The 17,503-nt window shown below is 47.5% G+C and carries 15 protein-coding genes; 13 read left to right on the top strand and 2 right to left on the bottom strand.

The window, feature by feature from the left end; translation table 11 throughout:
* Positions 1-32: 32 nt before the first annotated feature.
* Positions 33-1,082, bottom strand: a complete 1,050-nt coding sequence (locus PCH02S_RS04060; protein ID WP_174806724.1) for a LacI family DNA-binding transcriptional regulator — start codon at positions 1,080-1,082, stop codon at positions 33-35.
* 273 nt (positions 1,083-1,355) lie between these two features.
* Between PCH02S_RS04060 and PCH02S_RS04055 the strand changes: the two genes are divergently transcribed.
* From PCH02S_RS04055 to PCH02S_RS04035, 5 genes are read left to right on the top strand one after another with little or no spacing between them, the layout of a single operon-like run.
* Positions 1,356-2,789, top strand: a complete 1,434-nt coding sequence (locus PCH02S_RS04055; protein WP_127450316.1) for an L-fucose/L-arabinose isomerase family protein — start codon at positions 1,356-1,358, stop codon at positions 2,787-2,789.
* A gap of 13 nt (positions 2,790-2,802) precedes the next feature.
* Positions 2,803-3,648 carry a transketolase gene (locus tag PCH02S_RS04050; RefSeq protein ID WP_127450314.1) on the top strand — a complete coding sequence of 282 codons (846 nt, stop codon included), beginning with the start codon at positions 2,803-2,805 and terminating at the stop codon, positions 3,646-3,648.
* Between the two features lies 1 nt (position 3,649).
* Entirely contained in the window at positions 3,650-4,591 is a 942-nt protein-coding gene (locus PCH02S_RS04045; RefSeq protein WP_127450312.1) for a transketolase family protein, read from the top strand.
* Positions 4,591-6,096, top strand: coding sequence for a glycerol kinase GlpK (gene glpK, locus PCH02S_RS04040; protein WP_127450310.1), 1,506 nt, complete (start codon positions 4,591-4,593; stop codon positions 6,094-6,096). The genes PCH02S_RS04045 and glpK overlap by 1 nt, the downstream gene beginning before the upstream one ends.
* Before the next feature lie 23 nt (positions 6,097-6,119).
* On the top strand, positions 6,120-7,049 hold the full coding sequence (locus PCH02S_RS04035) for a nucleoside hydrolase (protein ID WP_246068937.1): 930 nt from the start codon (positions 6,120-6,122) through the stop codon (positions 7,047-7,049).
* Between the two features lie 374 nt (positions 7,050-7,423).
* Here the strand turns inward: PCH02S_RS04035 and PCH02S_RS36670 are convergent, their stop codons facing one another.
* On the bottom strand, positions 7,424-7,558 hold the full coding sequence (locus PCH02S_RS36670; RefSeq protein ID WP_268597382.1) for a hypothetical protein: 135 nt from the start codon (positions 7,556-7,558) through the stop codon (positions 7,424-7,426).
* Between the two features lie 352 nt (positions 7,559-7,910).
* Here PCH02S_RS36670 and PCH02S_RS04030 point away from each other — a divergent pair, with 352 nt between their 5' ends.
* The 8 genes from PCH02S_RS04030 to PCH02S_RS03995 all read left to right on the top strand — a co-directional run bounded on the left by PCH02S_RS04030 (position 7,911) and on the right by PCH02S_RS03995 (position 17,444).
* Positions 7,911-8,354, top strand: coding sequence for a MarR family winged helix-turn-helix transcriptional regulator (locus PCH02S_RS04030; protein WP_127450308.1), 444 nt, complete (start codon positions 7,911-7,913; stop codon positions 8,352-8,354).
* Positions 8,351-9,010, top strand: coding sequence for an HlyD family secretion protein (locus PCH02S_RS04025; protein WP_127450306.1), 660 nt, complete (start codon positions 8,351-8,353; stop codon positions 9,008-9,010). The genes PCH02S_RS04030 and PCH02S_RS04025 overlap by 4 nt, the downstream gene beginning before the upstream one ends.
* A gap of 9 nt (positions 9,011-9,019) precedes the next feature.
* Positions 9,020-10,336 carry an efflux RND transporter periplasmic adaptor subunit gene (locus tag PCH02S_RS04020; RefSeq protein WP_127450304.1) on the top strand — a complete coding sequence of 439 codons (1,317 nt, stop codon included), beginning with the start codon at positions 9,020-9,022 and terminating at the stop codon, positions 10,334-10,336.
* Between the two features lie 14 nt (positions 10,337-10,350).
* A complete protein-coding gene (locus PCH02S_RS04015; protein WP_127450302.1) occupies positions 10,351-11,979 on the top strand; it encodes a DHA2 family efflux MFS transporter permease subunit in 1,629 nt (542 codons plus the stop codon).
* A gap of 33 nt (positions 11,980-12,012) precedes the next feature.
* Entirely contained in the window at positions 12,013-13,761 is a 1,749-nt protein-coding gene (locus PCH02S_RS04010) for a hypothetical protein (RefSeq protein WP_127450300.1), read from the top strand.
* A 211-nt stretch (positions 13,762-13,972) separates the two neighbouring features.
* Positions 13,973-14,758 carry a DeoR/GlpR family DNA-binding transcription regulator gene (locus tag PCH02S_RS04005; protein ID WP_127450298.1) on the top strand — a complete coding sequence of 262 codons (786 nt, stop codon included), beginning with the start codon at positions 13,973-13,975 and terminating at the stop codon, positions 14,756-14,758.
* Positions 14,759-14,950: 192 nt separating this feature from the next.
* Positions 14,951-16,429: a sugar ABC transporter ATP-binding protein gene (locus PCH02S_RS04000; protein ID WP_127450539.1), complete on the top strand. Its 1,479-nt coding sequence runs from the start codon at positions 14,951-14,953 to the stop codon at positions 16,427-16,429.
* 16 nt (positions 16,430-16,445) lie between these two features.
* Positions 16,446-17,444, top strand: a complete 999-nt coding sequence (locus PCH02S_RS03995) for an ABC transporter permease (protein WP_127450296.1) — start codon at positions 16,446-16,448, stop codon at positions 17,442-17,444.
* Positions 17,445-17,503: the final 59 nt, after the last annotated feature.

Here is a 17,503-nt window from a genome sequence, read left to right as displayed (position 1 = left end):
TTCCCCTAAATCGCCGGGGGCACAATCCAGCATCAATTTGCGCTCCTGCGCGGCGGGTGAGAGGAGTGCCGCTCAACAAAACGGGTATCCACCCTGATTTTGGAGGTGGCCTCGACACCTTGCTCGATGGATTCGATCAGCAGATCAACAGCCAATTGAGCCATGCGTTTTTTCTCGACGTGAACAGTGGTTAACTCCGGTGAAATGATTCGTGACTCCGAAATGTTGTCAAACCCAACGACGGATACTTGCTCGGGCACACGGATGCCTAGCTCCGATAACGTCTTCATAGCGCTAATGGCGATGTAATCACATTCGCAGAAGATAGCGGTCGGCAGCTCTCGGCCCGTTTCCATATACGCCTTGATTTGTTTCTTAAGATCTTCCTGAGACGATAACATGGTTGGCGCTACAGCAAAGATATGATCGGGATGGATTTCGAGTCCCTGTTCATGCAAAGCCTCATAAAAGCCAACTTTACGCTCCTCAAAGTTCTGAATCCGAACATTGGAAGCTATATAGCCAATTTCTGTATGTCCGATGCTGCATAGATGAGCACCCGCTTGATAGGCTCCCATGAAGTTATTCATGCTTACAAAATGAACAGGCAGCTTATCAAAGCAATTGTCAAGCACCACGAGGTGAGGTCCCAGGCGATTTGAAATATCCAGAATCTCCTCCGGACTAAGGTTATTGCCAAGTAAAATAATGCCGTCGCTTTGATTATCCTCCGCAAGCATCTTAATTTCGCGTTCAAAATACTCCATATCTACCGAAGAGAAAAGCAAGGAATAACCTTTGGAGCGGCAGCGATCCTCAATATAATGAATCAGCTCTCTAAAAAAGGGCTGCTGGTAATACGCTTCAAGCACGATACCCGAGTTGGTGAAAACGAGAAATGAGAGTGATTTCACGGCGTTTTCGACAGCGGATGCCCGAGGCTTCGGAGAATAACCGCTTTCTCTGGCAATTTCAAGTACACGGTCGCGAGTCTCCGAGCTAATCCCCGTTTTCCCGTTTAGAGCCAGTGATACCGCAGATTTGGAAACCCCGGCCATTTTCGCAATGTCTTCCATTTTCAAATCAAACATTCCCCATTTACTAAATTAGTTGAGTGAGTTTAGTTTATATTTAACGACGTGAAAATGCAACAATCCATTTAAATTTCACTAAACTTTTTACATAAAAATAACTAAACTTTCGTAAAAAACAGCATTGACGTCTCAATTTTGGCATGTTAGATTAAGTTTATTCATAAAATCAACTAAACGTAGATGAGAAAAAGTATATGCATTTTAGTTTTGTTATTACTCAAAAATTTAGTTGTTTAGCTAAACTAATCAGGAGGCACATCCATGAAAAAATTAAAGCTGGGCTACGCACCAACTCGCCGATTCGTTTTTAGCGCGGAAGATGCGTTTAAGTACAAAGTGCTCATTAGGGAAAAAATTCAAAACTTCGGATTGGACATCGATATTGTCGATCTGGAGGGGATCAATTCAGAAGGTCTTCTCTATGACGATAACATTAACGCGGATCTCATCATCAATCGGTTCAAGCAAGAGGAAGTAGATGCGGTATTTTTCCCGCACTGTAACTTCGGTACCGAAGACACCGTTGCACGGGTAGGCAAAGCGCTGGGCAAGCCTGTACTGCTATGGGGGCCGCGTGATGAAGCTCCGCTTGAGGATGGCATGCGGCTTCGAGATACACAGTGCGGACTATTTGCAACAGGTAAGGTGCTTAGGCGCTTTAACGTGCCATTTTCCTATGTGACGAATACGCGTGTGAATGATCCTGTTTTTGAAAGGGGTTTCTCAAATTTCATCTCGGCGGCGAATGTGGTTCGCCAGTTCCGTTCGCTGCGCATCTTGCAAATCGGGCCGAGACCGTCGTCGTTTTGGACGATGATGTGTAATGAAGGGGAATTGCTGGAGCGATTCGGTATTGAACTGCACCCGATTACGCTCGTTGACATCCAGCGTGCTACCAAGCGCATCGAAAACGGCAAATCCTCAGAATTGGCGCAAGCGATGGACTACATCAAGGAGAAGCTGGACTGGTCGGAAGTGACGGAGGAGGACGTAAGACGGATTGCCGCACTGAAAGTAGCCATGAAGCAGTACGCACAGCAAACAGGCAGCACGGCGATTGCCATTCAATGCTGGTCAGCGCTGCAGGAAGCGATGGGCATTATGCCTTGTCTGGCGAACGCGATTTTGACGGATGAACAGATCCCGGTAACGTGCGAGACCGACATCCATGGCGCGATTACCTCCGTTATGGTTCAAGCTGCTGCGATGAATGAGGCGCCGACCTTTTTTGCCGATTTAACGGTACGCCATCCGGAGAACGCCAATGGTGAATTGTTGTTCCATTGCGGGAACTTTCCAGTTTCTCTCTCCATTGAAAATAAGCCTAAGCTGCGCAAGCATTTCTTGTTCGATGATCATGCGCCTGGCACTCACGAAGGTGAGATTAAAGGAGGCGGCATGACGTTGGCCCGTTTTGACGGCGATCATGGCGATTATCAATTATTCCTTGGGAAAGCCAAGGGAATTCAAGGGCCTTATACACGTGGATCTTATGTATGGGTTGAAGTGAACGATTGGCCGCTATGGGAAGAGAAGCTTGTGAAGGGGCCGTATGTGCATCATTCCGTAGGCATTCATGCCAATGTCATTCCTGCTTTATATGAAGCATGCTCCTATATCCCGGGACTATCCCCTGATCCTGTTGATCCGACGGAAAGCGAAATTCAGGCTTGGCTGCGAGGCAAAGGCCTGTAAATAAGGAGGATTTATGGAAATCTCAGCGCTTCAAGCGAAAGCAACGCAAATCAGGATGGATTTATTGCAAATGATTGCGCAGGCTCAAACCGGCCACACGGGCGGTTCACTTAGCAATACAGATATTTTAACCGCACTCTATTATCGTGTGATGAATATTGATCCTGCGAAGCCAAAGGCGGCAGATCGCGACAGATTTATTTTGAGCAAGGGGCATTCGGTGGAATCGCTATGGTCAATCCTTGCTGACCGTGGTTTTTTTCCGAAAGAGGAGCTGGCTACCTTCAGTAAATTCGGCACGAAGCTCATCGGACACCCGAACAATAAGGTGCCGGGCATCGAGATGAATACAGGTGCGCTTGGCCATGGACTTGCGGTGGCTGTAGGTATGGCGCTTGCCGCGAAAAAGGACGGCGCTGCCTATCGAACTTACTGCCTTATGGGAGACGGCGAGCAGGCGGAAGGTTCGGTATGGGAGGCCGCGATGGCAGGATCTCACTACAAGCTAGATAATTTGATTGGGATCATCGACCGCAATCGCCTTCAGATCAGCGGCTCAACGGAAGACGTTATGGGCTTGGATCCCCTCGAGGATAAATGGGCGGCTTTTGGCTGGCATGTTGTTTCGATTGACGGCAACGACATGCAGGCTTTGATCGAGGCTTTTGAGGCCGTACCTGCAATAAATGGCAAACCGACGCTTGTCATGGCAAATACGGTGAAGGGCAAAGGTGTTTCTTTTGCCGAAAATGTTCCACACTGGCATCATCATGTGCCTAACCAGGTTGAGTTGGAGAAAGCTCTGGCAGAGCTCGCCGCCACATTCGACAACTACGAGCAGAAAGGGCAGGTGGGTTAAGATGAACACCATTCCAAATCGGCAGGTCATATGCGAGACATTGCTCGAAAAGGCGCAGCATGACCGCTCTATTATGGTGCTTGCCAGCGATTCGCGGGGTTCGGCGGCGATGGGGCCTTTCGCCAAAGCGTTTCCGGAGCAATTCGTTGAGGTGGGCATCGCCGAGCAAAATATCGTCGGGATTTCCGCCGGGCTTGCCCACAGCGGCAAAAAGCCGTTCGTTACCTCGCCGGCCTGTTTCCTTAGCATGCGCAGCATTGAGCAAATCAAAGTGGACGTAGCGTACTCGGCAACGAACGTGAAGCTGGTGGGAATTAGTGGCGGCATCAGCTACGGCGCGCTTGGCATGTCCCACCATTCCGTACAGGACGTAGCCGTTATGCGGGCGATACCGGGCATCGCAGTGATAATGCCGGCTGATCGGCATGAAACGAAGCGGATGACGGAAGCGCTTGTGCAGCACGAAGGCGGCGTTTATGTGCGAATTGGCCGCAACGCAGTAGAAGATGTTTATGATTCGGACGATTATGAATTCATCATCGGCAAATCCGTGCAAATGCGCGAAGGCAGCGACATAACGATCATTGCGGCAGGTGAAACGGTACGCGTGGCTCTGGATGCGCATCAAGCCCTGAAGGAAGCGGGCGTATCTTGCCGAGTGATCAATATGCACACGATAAAACCTCTGGATGTGGAGGCCATTATTCAGGCGGCGAAGGAAACCGGGCACATCATCACAGTGGAAGAGCACAGCATTCATGGCGGGCTTGGCGCAGCTGTGTCGGAAGTGGTCGTTCAACATCAGCCCGTACCGATGCGGATTATCGGCATCCCGGACGAACCGGCGATTGCCGGGAAAACGGCTGAGGTTTTTGGCCATTATGGCATTAGCAGCAGCAATCTTAAGCGTGTGGCGCTTGACATGCTCGGCAGACAGGAGTAATGACGATGGAAAAATCCTATCTGCTCGCGATTGATCAAAGCACATCAGGAACGAAAGCGCTCATTATTGACCGCGCAGGACAGATAACGGCTCAAAGCGCGATTCCGCATCGCCAGTATTATCCCCGTCCGGGTTGGGTCGAGCACGATCCTATGGAAATTTACGCAAATTGCATTCGCGCTGCGCAAGAAGTTTTGGCGATAGCCGAAGTCGGGCCGGAGTCTTTAGCTGCCTTAACGATCACGAATCAACGGGAGACAGCCGTGTTGTGGGATGTAACGACAGGGCTTCCCGTGCATGCCGCGATCGTGTGGCAGTGCCAGCGAACGGCTGACCAGTGCGCCGCCTATCAGCAGGCTGGACACGAGGAGAGTGTGCGCAGCAAAACGGGCTTGATGCTCGATCCGTATTTCTCCGCTGCGAAATGGGGCTGGATCCTGGAGCATGCCGAGGGTGTGCGCGAAAAGCTGGCCGACGGCAAGCTGCTCGCAGGCACAATCGACAGCTGGCTGCTGTGGAAGCTTAGCGGGGGTAAGGCGCATGCAACGGATTACACGAACGCCAGCCGCACCTCGCTTTTTAATATCCACACGTTACAGTGGGATGAGGAGTTATGCGGCCTCTTTGGCGTGCCGCTGCAGCTTCTTCCCGAGGTCAAGGGCTCGGATGAGATTTTTGGCTACACGGAAGATAGCGAATTATTCGGCGATTGCCGTGTTCCCATCACGGGGGTCATCGGCGACTCGCAGGGAGCGTTATTCGGCAACCAGTGTTTTGAGAGCGGCATGGCGAAAGCCACCTACGGCACAGGTACTTCCGTGCTGATGAATGTCGGCGAGAGTCCGATTTCATCGGGCAACGGTCTTGTGAGCGCTATTGCCTGGGGCAGAGGCGGCAAAGTGACTTATGCCGTTGAAGCTGTTATCCGCACTTCAGGTGACAGTTTGACCTGGGTTCGGGATAATTTGGGCTTGTTTCGTACGTTCGAGGAGATGGAGATGATGCTTGAGCACACGCCGGATAGTGAAGGCGTATATTTGGTGCCGGCATTCGTCGGGCTTGGCGCGCCTTACTGGGACTCTTATGCCAGAGCATCCATCACGGGCATGAATCGGGGGACGACGAAAGCGCACATCATTCGGGCTGCCATTGAAAGCATTGCTTTTCAAGTACACGACGCTGTTAAACTGATGGAAAATGAAACGGCCGTTGCGCTGCAAGAACTGCGGGCAGACGGCGGTGCTTCTGATAATGTAAAGTTAATGCAATTCCAAGCTGATTTGTTAGGTAAAAGGGTCGTGAAATCGGAAATTGCGGAATTGTCCGCGCTAGGCTCCGCTTATTTGGGCGGTGTCGGAATCGGCTTTTGGCCTTCACTAGAAGCGATAGGTACAGCCCGAGAAGGAGCTATATCGTATCAGCCGAAAATGCGGCCGGAACTGCGCGAAGCCCATTGTTCAGGCTGGCAAAAGGCCGTTTCCTCGGTATTAACCCGGAATGCTTAGTTGCAAAAAAGGAGAGAACATAAATGCCGCATCATTTTATGCCGTATGAGGTTCCAGAGCAAAAGCAGGTTCGTGTCATTATCAATACCGATGCCAAATGTGAAGCGGACGATCAATACGCGATTGTGCATGCGATTTTATCACAACGCTTACAAATCAAAGGCTTTATCGGTGCCCACTTCGGTCCAAGAAGCGCCGCTCCGATGGAAGAATCCTATGAGGAAGTGGAGCACGTGCTCCAGCTCATGGGGATGAGAGAGCAATATGGCGTCTATCGGGGTGCTCCGCACAAAATTCCTGACGTGCATACACCCGTGCCTTCGGAAGGCAGTCAACTCATTATTGACGAAGCGATGAAGGACGATCCGAGGCCTTTATTCGTCACTTTTCAAGGGCCGTTAACCGATCTGGCCAGCGCTTATTTGCAGGAGCCGCGCATTGCGGATCGGCTTATCGCCGTTTGGATCGGCGGAGGTGCGTATCCTGAGGGACATGATGAATTTAATTTATCCAATGATGTCGACGCAGTGAATGTCGTTTTCAATTCGCCGATTCCGCTATGGCAGGTTCCTAAAAATGTGTACGAAATGGTGCGCGTTAGCCTCGCCGAGCTTGCTGTAAAGGTTCGTCCTCATGGCCGCATCGGCAGCTATTTGTATGATTATCTCGTCAATCACAATATGAACAACGGGCATCGCCCGCAGTGGCCGAAAGGGGAGACTTGGGTGCTCGGCGATTCGCCGGCCGTTTCTCTGCTGCTCGAGGAGCAAAGGTTCGATTATGAGTTGATCGAAGCGCCGAATGTAGACGCCGAAATGCGCTATATCGCGAAGCCGGGCAACCGTAAAATCCGTGTCTATCGGAGTGTGGATTCCCGATTTATTTTGGAGGATTTTTACGCGAAATTGGCGTTGTTTGCTCTCTTTGAGAAGGGGCGGGATTCACAGGAGTAGCGCGAGGGGGGCTATTTACGTGGCTAATGTAACCACTCCCCCCCCCGACTCTAGCTGAGAAAGCTAAATAGGCCGTCTCGCAGTCGTAAAATCTCCTATTCCCAAATGAGAGTACTAAAAAGGCCGTCTCGCATTGCAATATAGGCATAATTCCGCCATATCTCTGGCGAGAAGGTCAAAAAATTCGTCTCGTAGTCGTAAAATCCGGCAATTCATTGCGAGAAAGCCTATTAGGCTTTCTCGCACCTTCAAAAGTACCTAGAACCTGCTTAAGTGCTCGCCGCAGCTGCCTTCCACCACAAAGACATGCTGTAACGTTGTTTTATGTCGCTAACGTAGCTACAAACTGCACTCGTTAGCATTGTAGAACAAGCTTAAATTCTGCGAGAAACCCCAATCCACGCCCACGACACGCCGTAACGTTTTTTGTCGCCGCTAAAGTAGCAAAGCTTCCCCCGCACAACCATAAAATCTTTTACCCCTTCCGAGAAAGCCTGCCAGGCTGTCACGTATTCCACATTCCTTTACTCAAGGATCCACAGTTCCATCAAATCGCAATTTCCACTTCAAACGATTCTAACCGCGTTGAAATGCCAGGATTGGCAGAGTGAAAATGAAAGCGTTTCAGCGAAAATTACTTCAAGCTGAGCTTTTGCTATTTTCAAGCAGATAATGTGAAATACTTCAAATCTCCATTCGTTTTCCTCCCTCATAAGCTTTAAAACATAGGTTTTTAGCTCCTAGAAGGGGTTTTTATAAATTGCAATTCTACATATATCCAGTTTCATAAAAGCGTGGTATGATGTGTGATGTCACAATATTTCGTATACGAAAGATTTTGGTGTGTAGGGGGGGCGCGTTTTGGAAGAGGTTAAAGAACTTGTGGCTGAACTTACGAGGCTGCATAAAGTACGGGCTTCTTTACTGTATCGAGAACTTCAGCGGGAAGAGCTTACAGGACCTCAGTTATTTATCTTGCGTGAATTGTTTCAGAAGCAACCTAGAAAGCTTGGTGACCTTGCCCAGTCTGTGCAACTTAGCAATAGCACTGTGTCGGGTATTGTCGACAGGCTTGAACGTGATGGGATGGTGGAACGCAAAAGAGATGAACAAGATCGCAGGGTGGTCTGGATCGGTACGACGGATTTCTGCCAACAAATGAAGAAATCGAAGGTCGAGACGATGAATAATGAGTTTTATGCAGGTCTAGAAAACGTCTTTACACCCGAGCAGATTGCGACTTGCAAAGAAGTAGTGGGTACACTGATTAAACATTTGGAGAAAAAGCTGGAGGGAACGGAATGAAACGTAAATTAATTTTAATTGTTATTCTGGCTGTTATTGTGCTTAGCGGAGCCTTTATCGGCAGTTATTACTGGTATCAAGGCGCTAACTATGTAGCGACGGACAATGCCCGTATCTCTGCGGATATTTACCGTGTCATGCCTCGAATTTCCGGCAAAATCAATACGCTGGGCATTAAGATGGGCGATACGGTTGTGGCGGACCAAATCGTTGGGCAGCAGGATATTACGAACTTATCCAATAGCTTATTAGATCAAGCATCACTGCGTGCTCCGATTAGCGGAACGGTCATTCAAACTTCTGCCAAGGTCGGCGAAGTCGTGGCTCCTGGGCAATCGGTAGCCATGATTGTGGATAAAAATGCGCTTTTCGTATCCGCAGATATCGATGAAACGAAGATCAAAAAAGTCCATGTGGGGCAAGTGGTAACATTTGATGTCGATACATATGGCAAAACGGAATTTCAAGGGAAAGTAATGGAGATTGGTCAAGCGACAGCGTCCACGTTCTCTTTGCTTCCAACAACAAGTTCAAGCGGGAATTTCACCAAAGTAACACAAAGAATGAGTGTAAAAATTTCTATAGACGATAATAAAGGATTGGATCTAGCGCCAGGAATGAATGCTTCGATCAAAATCCATATCAAAGGGGAGTAAGGATTGCCCATGAAAAAACATCTTAACGTCGTTATATCTTTAAGTGTTCTGGCCGGTTCCATGATACTTGCGAGCGGTTGTACATCCTCGTCGGCTACTACTGTGCAGTCATCCGTACCTTCTGTCAAGGTGATTACGATCAACAGCGCGAATGCCGTAGGCGCAAGCGGTAAACTGGCATCGGATCAAACCGTTCAAGTCGTGTCCAAAATTGGCGGTAAAATTGCCGCAGTTTCCGTTGAAGAAGGCGCAAAAGTGAAAAAGGGCGATCTGCTTGTGCAGCTTGATACGGAAGATTTGCTCCAGCAGTTGGATCAAGCGCAAGCAGGACTAACGGCTTCGCAAGCCAAATTGGCTGATACGGAAGCCGGTGCCCGCTCGCAGGATGTGCAGGCGGCAATGTCAGGCGTTGATCAAGCCAAAGCAGCAGTTAACCAAGCGAAAGCAGGGGTAGCGCAAGCGCAAGCAGCCTATGATCTTGTGACCAAAGGCTACAATCATGCTAAGAACTTTTATGACCAAGGCGATGTAACTTCGGATGAATTGGATAAAGTAACGCTTGATTATGAAAAGGCCAAGTCAGCCAATGATGCTGCCCTTTCACAACAACAGGCTGCGAATGCGCAATTGACTGCGGCTGAAGCGAAACTTGGTTTGCTCAGAGAAGGTGCAACAGCAAATACGTTAGAACAATTAAAAGCCGATGTTACTGCTAAACAAGCTGCACTAAATCTCGTTCAGATTGCAGTGAAAAATGCGGGAGTCGTATCTCCCATCGATGGCGTCATTGTTAAAAAGAACGTAAACGCAGGAGAAATGGCGCAAGCGGGCGCTGCTTTATTGACCGTTGTAAATGTAGACAAAGTGAAAGTTGAAGTTAGCGTACCTGAAGGAATGATCAATTCGATCAAGGAAGGTGGCAAAGGTAACGTTGTTGTCCCTAGTGTTCCTGGTAAAACATTTGAAGGAACGGTTTCCTTTGTAAGCCCGGTATCTGACACGAATAATAATACATTTCCGGTTAAGTTGACAGTAAACAACCCGGATGGAACGTTGCATGCAGGTGCTGTAGCAAGTGTTGATTTCGGAGGCAGCAGCAGCGAAAGTCGCGTTGAAGTGCCTAAAGTAGCGCTAGTTCAAAAAGATGGGAAATCCGTCGCTTTCAAACTTAACGGTGACGCCGTGCAATCCGTTGTTCTTCAGACCGAAGACAAGAATCAGGATTGGGTATACCTTAAAGGAGACTCGGCTCTGAAACCGGGAGATAAAATCGTCTTGAACCCGGGTGACAAGCTGACAGACGGAGCTAAGGTTCATGCCGAGTAAAGGAGGCTGCTACAATGTCAACAACAACGGCAGATACAGCTACTCCGGCAGTTGAGCAAAAAGAGGAGCAGATTACAGTCTACCAGTGGTTAGCACTGTTAGTACTCATTCTAGGCACATTTCTAGCCATTTTGGACAATAGTTTAATGAACGTTGCGATACCGAAACTGATGGCTGTATTCGGTTCAACATCTACGGAAATCGAATGGGTTGTTACGGGATATATGCTCGCTTCAGCTGTCGTTGTTCCGATGGGTGGCTTCTTGGCGGACCGATTCGGTTACAAAACAACGTTTCTGACCACGGTGAGCGCGTTTATCGTCGGTTCGGTATTATGCGGGATCGCTTGGAGCGACACGAGTCTTATTATTTTCCGAATTATTCAAGGACTTGGCGGCGGCTTTATTATGCCGGTCGGGATGGCCATGCTTTACCAGATCATGCCTCGCAGCAAAATCCAAGTAGCGATGGGGATCTGGGGGATTTCGGCGATGGCTGCTCCTGCGATGGGGCCAACGTTAAGCGGATATTTAATTGATAATTTCAGCTGGCGCTATTTATTTTACATCAACGTTCCCATTGGGATTGTTGCCGTAGGTCTTGGTTTGATTATCTTGAAAGAGACGCCTAAACGTGCAGGGCTGAAATTTGATTACGTTGGCAGTATCTTATGTATGATTGTTTTCAGCACGCTGCTTCTTGCATTAACGGACGGTCAAGCAGACGGGTGGACTTCCTTCTATATCGTTAGTTTGTTCTTCATCTCTATTTCCTGTTTTATTCTATTAGTTTATATCGAGTTGGGTAAAGATAATCCGATTATGGATTTTCGCTTGTTTAAAAACTCCGTCTTTACGATCAGCTTGGCAGCTTCAAGTTTCGTTATGATTTCCATGCAGGGCGGGATCTATATGATGCCAATTTTTCTGCAAAATGTAACGGGGCTGACGCCTATGCAGACAGGGTTAGTCATGATGCCGCAGTCGATCGCCATGGCTTTCATGATGCCAGTTGCAGGGAAACTTGTTTCCAAATACGGCGTCGTACCTCTAAGTATCGTAGGTTTGGCTATTATTGGTTTTACAACGCTGGAAATGCATGTTCTTTCGCAGCAAACGTCTACACATTGGATTAGCGGTTTGCTTGTTATCCGTGGGATTGGTATCGGTTTGTGTATGATGCCGCTGTCTTCAGCCGGGATGAATACGTTGCCCAATCATTTGATCGGCAGAGCTTCCTCCGTATCCAACGTTGTGCGTAACGTAATGGCATCGCTTGGTATCGCCTTGCTGACCAGTATTATGAATAACAAATCTACGCAGTTTGGAGTAAGATTCAATGAATCCATTTCTACGAATACGCCTGCGTATGCTGATTTTCAGACAAATGTCGTTCATCGTTACTTAGAACTCGGAACGGACGCGAGTTCAGCTTCCGGCGGTGTTATCGGCGTTTTATATGGACTCGTACAGAAAGAGGCTTTGACAAGAGCGATTGCTGACACCTTAATGGTATCTGCGGTTCCTGCTTTCATTGCGATCGTCTTGGTCATTTTTATGCGGAAGAAAAAGAAAAGTGAGGCAGCCGAGCAGCAATCCGCCAAAGATTCTGATGCTCAGCACCATGTGATGATTGAAATGTAATCGCAAAACTCACTCTTGGGAGGAACGGGAAAAATGAAAATTCAATTTAAACAAGCAGCAATGACGCTCGTTCTGTCATCAGCACTGCTGATGACGGGACTTCCGGCATTTGCAGAAGGAACAGATGCTGCTGTTGCTCAAACAGTCGCAGCTCCGGTCTATCAAATAAGCGACAGCCTGCAAGTTGTCATCGAAGGCGTCTCTAGCGAGAAAACAGCAAACGGCGTGCGTCTTGGTTCTGTCATAAGAATCATAAACACCAGCAATCAGACCCTGCGCATCCCAGACTATGAGCTTAAAGTAAAAACGACGGATGGTACCATCTACACGCTGCGTCCAAGCAGCAGCAATGCACACGGGGTGCAGCCGGAGTCGGAAGTCGAATTGACTTATTTGAAAGTCATTAACCGTCAAACAGAAGTGGATTTAAGCAATCTATCACTGATTGATGTGAATTATGATGTGTATCCGAAACAAGAGACTTTGCTTCTTTCTGCTCCAATCGATGGGGTAGTATGGAACGGAAATCGCGGAGAGTTTAAGAAGGCTCCAGGTTCCATTAAGTGGGGAGAAACGTTCAGCATCCCAACTGTGGCATCGCCACTGCAATACAAAACAGTGGATATTACCAGAAGCAACAGCAATGAAGGTGCTGTGTATGTTGTGAAACTTTTGGTAACCAATCCGAATGATCAAGCCGAAACTTTGCCAGCTATTGAATTGGATGGCAAGTCCAAAACGAATCTGTATGCGGGCAAACAGGTTGAATCAGATCCTGTCGTGCTGGATGCAGGGCAAAGTAAATATGTTCATTATGCAATTCATGCCGATATGGATACTGTGCTGAGCAGCATCAATGTGCTGACATCCGAAAGCTTCACGCAAGCAGATGCAGCAGGCAATGTAAAAACTTCAGCATTCACGATCGGGAAACTGAATGTGGAGATGCCAGGCGCTGCTGGTGCTACAGGCAGTTATACGTACGGAACGCCGATTACTTTTGAGAAATGGAATGACGTTATTAATCAGGATCTTGATGTAGCCCTGGTAGAACTGCATGTTACGGACAACAAAGATCAAGGCAGCAAAGTCGCTTTTGCTAAGTTTACTTTGACGAACAAGGGCGTAAGTGACATTCCTGTTCCAGCTTTCCAAACGATGTTGTCTAGTCCGACCGGCTATGATTACACAGGTTCCCGACAAAATGATGCGCAGAAGTCGATCGCGCCAGGAACTTCAACGGTTGTCAGCTATGCATTTGTACTGCCTGTGTCTGAGACAAGCGATACATACACGATGAAGGTGCAAAACGAAATCAAAGGACAAACGGGCGGAGAATCCAAACCAGCGTTCAAGTCAACGATTGCTTCTTACCAGGTAGCTGTACAGGAGCCAGAGGATAGACACGAAATCTCTTTGTATCCTTATAAGGTTAATTTGAAAGACTATATGTTGTCTCAAATTACAGTGCCTGGACAAACGATTGCTCTCAATTACACCTACAAATTGCAGCTGTATATGGATCTCGTTCGTGATCCTAAGGTGTTGGTAGATAACAGCTTCTCCAAATTGAAATTTGAGCTGGTTGATCGATCGGGCACGATTCTGGGCTCTAAAATCTTCCCGTTCACCGGCACTGACCGCTTGGTTAATGGCAAACAAACGTTAACTTTCAGCAACTTAACGACAGATCAACTTCAAAATAATGTACTGGTTAATGTATATGAAGTGTTGAACACACCTTCAGGCGAAGTAGATCGACTGATTGCAGAGTTGAAATAAATAATAGAAGAGGGTGTCTCAATAGCCATGTACATGGTGAGGGCACCTTCTTTGTTTTAAATGCTTGGATTATCTGATAGAATGTCTGATATCATGTCTGGAGGGTTACCGCTTACCCTTCCTGTTATTTTTTTAAATACAGATAGGCAAACGATTCGTAAAGCCATATAATGAGGAAGGACAATCAAAGTTATTCAGGAGGAAGGGAATCATGTCATTAATTGGAGAAGAACGCAAAGACTATATACTGAACCTGCTTAACCTTGAAGGTAAAGTAAAAACGACAGACCTGGTTGACAATCTGAATGTATCTTCTGAAACGATTCGCAGATATCTGGAGGAATTGGAAGAAGAAAACAAATTGAAGCGGGTATATGGCGGCGCTGTGAAAATCAATCTCTCCCGTGAGGAACCCTCCCATCTGAAGAGAGAAGTTTTGCATGCGGAAGAAAAACGAATCATCGGCCGTTCTGCAGCTACTTTAGTGGAAGATAACGAGGTCATTTTCATCGATGATGGATCAACGACTTTGCACATCATTGATTATTTGCTTAATAAGAAAAATATAACAGTACTTACAAATTCAGTTCCTGCTCTTTACCTGCTTATTGATTACAAGAACAAGGAACTCCTTTCCGGCGACATCTTCTTCATCGGAGGGAAAGTAAGTTCATTACAGTCTCGTGTTGTCGGCTCTATGGCTGAAAAAATGATCGAGAACTTTTATGTGGATAAAGCTTTTATTTCGATTGACGGCATTATGTTGGACAAGGGGATCACAGCTTTTGATGAAGATCGCGGACAATTTGCCAGAAAATTAATTGACCAATCGAAGATTAGCGTTGTGGTAACGGACGATTCGAAATTTGGGCAAGTGCAATTTTACAAAATTGCGGACTTGAACAAGATTGATATTATCGTCAGCAATGTGGACGCTCCTAAAGAGTGGAAAGAACAGTTAGTACAAAAAGATATTACCTGGATTCAGGCAGAATAAAAAATAGGTAGTAAGAGAAGCATCTGAGGCAGCGGCCTTGGGTGCTTTTTTGTATTGCTTACAACCATTTATCGGTAATTTTTCGACTTTTATATGAAAATACTCCACTCTCAAGTGAAGCGTTTACAGCTAAGATGAAAGCAGTAAACGATATTGAGGTGAACAACCAAAGTGATACATCCACTTGTACAAATGGAAGGTATTGATAAGCATTTCCCCGGCGTACAGGCGCTTTCCGGCTGCCAATTTGAACTAATGCCAGGTGAGGTCCATGCCTTGGTTGGTGAGAATGGTGCAGGCAAGTCGACCATGATGAAGATCCTGACCGGCATTTATCAGAAAGACGGCGGACGCCTCCTGTTGAAAGGGAAGGAGGTTCAGATTCCGGATACCAAAACCGCTCAACAACTAGGCATCAGCATCATTCATCAAGAGCTCAATTTGATACCCGATTTGACGATCGCTCAGAATATGTTCATTGGGCGGGAGCCGCGGAAAAAACTGCGATTTCTTTTAGATGAAAAGAAAATGAATGATGACACGAAGGCGCTTCTGGAACAGCTGAACCTGAACTTGGATCCTCGAATGAAAATATCGGAGCTGAGTGTCGCCAAACAGCAAATGATTGAGATCGCCAAGGCGTTGTCTTTCCATTCCGAGGTGCTCATCATGGATGAACCGACTGCGGCGCTGACGGAAGCGGAAATAAACGAGCTGTTCCGGATGATTGAGAAGCTGCGGCATAACGGTGTAGGTATTGTGTATATTTCCCATCGCATGGAAGAGTTAAGAAGAATTAGCAACCGAATTACGGTCATGCGGGACGGGCGTTACATTACGACTGTGAAGACGCAAGAAACATCCATGAATGCGATCATTTCAATGATGGTTGGAAGGGAAATCGTCGTTGAGAAACGGCCAAGCTTGCAAGTCGGATCGCAGGATACGGTCTTGAAAGTCGATAATCTGAGCCGAGGGAATGCCTTCAAGGATATTCATTTCACTGTGAATGCCGGTGAGATCGTGGGCGTTGCCGGTTTAATGGGAGCAGGCCGAACGGAGATGGCGCGAGCGATTTTTGGAGCCGATCGTATGGATACTGGCGAAGTCTATGTGCACGGGGAAAAAGTGAAAATTCGCGGAACGCATGACGCGGTGAAACACGGCATCGGGTATCTCTCCGAAGATCGCAAGCGATATGGACTTGTCGTGGATATGGAGCTGGGTGCCAACATTGCACTGCCCTCTTTGAAGAAATTCCGCAACCGCTTCGGGTGGATGAAAGATGGTCGCATTGAACAAGTATCGGGCCAATATGTGGAATCTTTGAAAATAAAAACGCCGAGTGTGCAGCAGAAAGCGAAATTTCTGTCAGGAGGCAATCAGCAAAAGGTCGTCATCGGGAAATGGTTGCATCGCGATTGCCAGATTCTTATCTTTGATGAGCCGACAAGAGGGATTGATGTGGGGGCAAAATCGGAGATTTATGCGCTGCTAGAGGATTTAGCCAAGCAAGGAAAGGCGATTTTGATGATTTCCTCCGAGCTTCCCGAAATTTTGCGATTAAGCCATCGTGTGCTGGTGATGTGTGAAGGCCGAATTACCGGTGAGCTTCCAGGGGATCTGGCCAACCAAGAAGAGATTATGAAATTAGCAACAAGCCGCAATTAAGAAAGGATGGAATTTCATGCAATTAAGCAGCTTGAAATCTTCAAAGCCTATGCTTCCAAAGACAGCCGCTACACAGAAATTATTAGCTTTCGCCAGCTTAGCGCTTTTAGTTATTATTTTCTCGCTCTCCTCCAGCAATTTCTTGCAATTCACGAATATCGTCGGGATTCTTCTATCAACGGCTGTCATAGGTGTCCTGGCGCTAGGCTCAACGTTCGTAATTATTGCAGGCGGCATTGATCTCAGCGTCGGCACGGTCATGACTTTCTCGGCGGTGATGACCGGCGTGTTCATTACAAACTGGCATTTGCCGATCCCGATTGGGATTCTGGCAGGAATTTTGACAGGCGTCCTATGCGGATTATTCAGCGGTTTTGCGGTAGCGAAGATGAATATTCCACCGTTTATTGCGACACTGGCCGTCATGATGATGACAAAAGGTTTGTCACTTGTGATCTCGCATGCGAAACCGATTTATTTCAATGAAACGCCTGCATTTCGTGAAATTGTGATGGGCACCGCGCTGGAGAAGGTGATTCCCGGCTTTGCGGTTCCGAATGCGATTCTGATCTTTTTCGGTCTTGCCATTGTTTCAAGCCTGGTGCTGACGAAAACGGTGATTGGGCGCTATAACTTTGCATTAGGCAGCAATGAGGAAGCAACGCGGCTATCCGGTGTAAACATCCGTTTCTGGAAAATCTCCATCTATGTATTAACCGGTTTATTTAGTGGAATTGCGGGTGTCATGATTGCTTCGAGACTTGATTCCGCTCAACCGGCGCTTGGGATGGGGTATGAATTGGAAGCGATCGCAGCCGTCGTCATCGGAGGCACTTCGTTAAGCGGAGGCCAGGGTTCTATTCTCGGAACCGTGATCGGGGCTTTGATTATGAGTGTGATGACCAACGGGTTAAGGATCTTGTCCGTTCCTCAAGAATGGCAAACGGTTATCGTAGGTATTGTGGTTTTACTTGCGGTGTATGCAGACATTCTGCGTCGGCGCAAGGCGAGGTAATGACTTCAGGTGTTCCTTCTTTGTAAGAATTCCTATACCAAATTCCATGTAAAAGGGAG

Source organism: Paenibacillus chondroitinus NBRC 15376 (genome assembly GCF_004000765.1).
GTDB classification, from domain to species: domain Bacteria; phylum Bacillota; class Bacilli; order Paenibacillales; family NBRC-103111; genus Paenibacillus_E; species Paenibacillus_E chondroitinus.
This window is presented reverse-complemented; position numbering and strand designations above follow the sequence as displayed.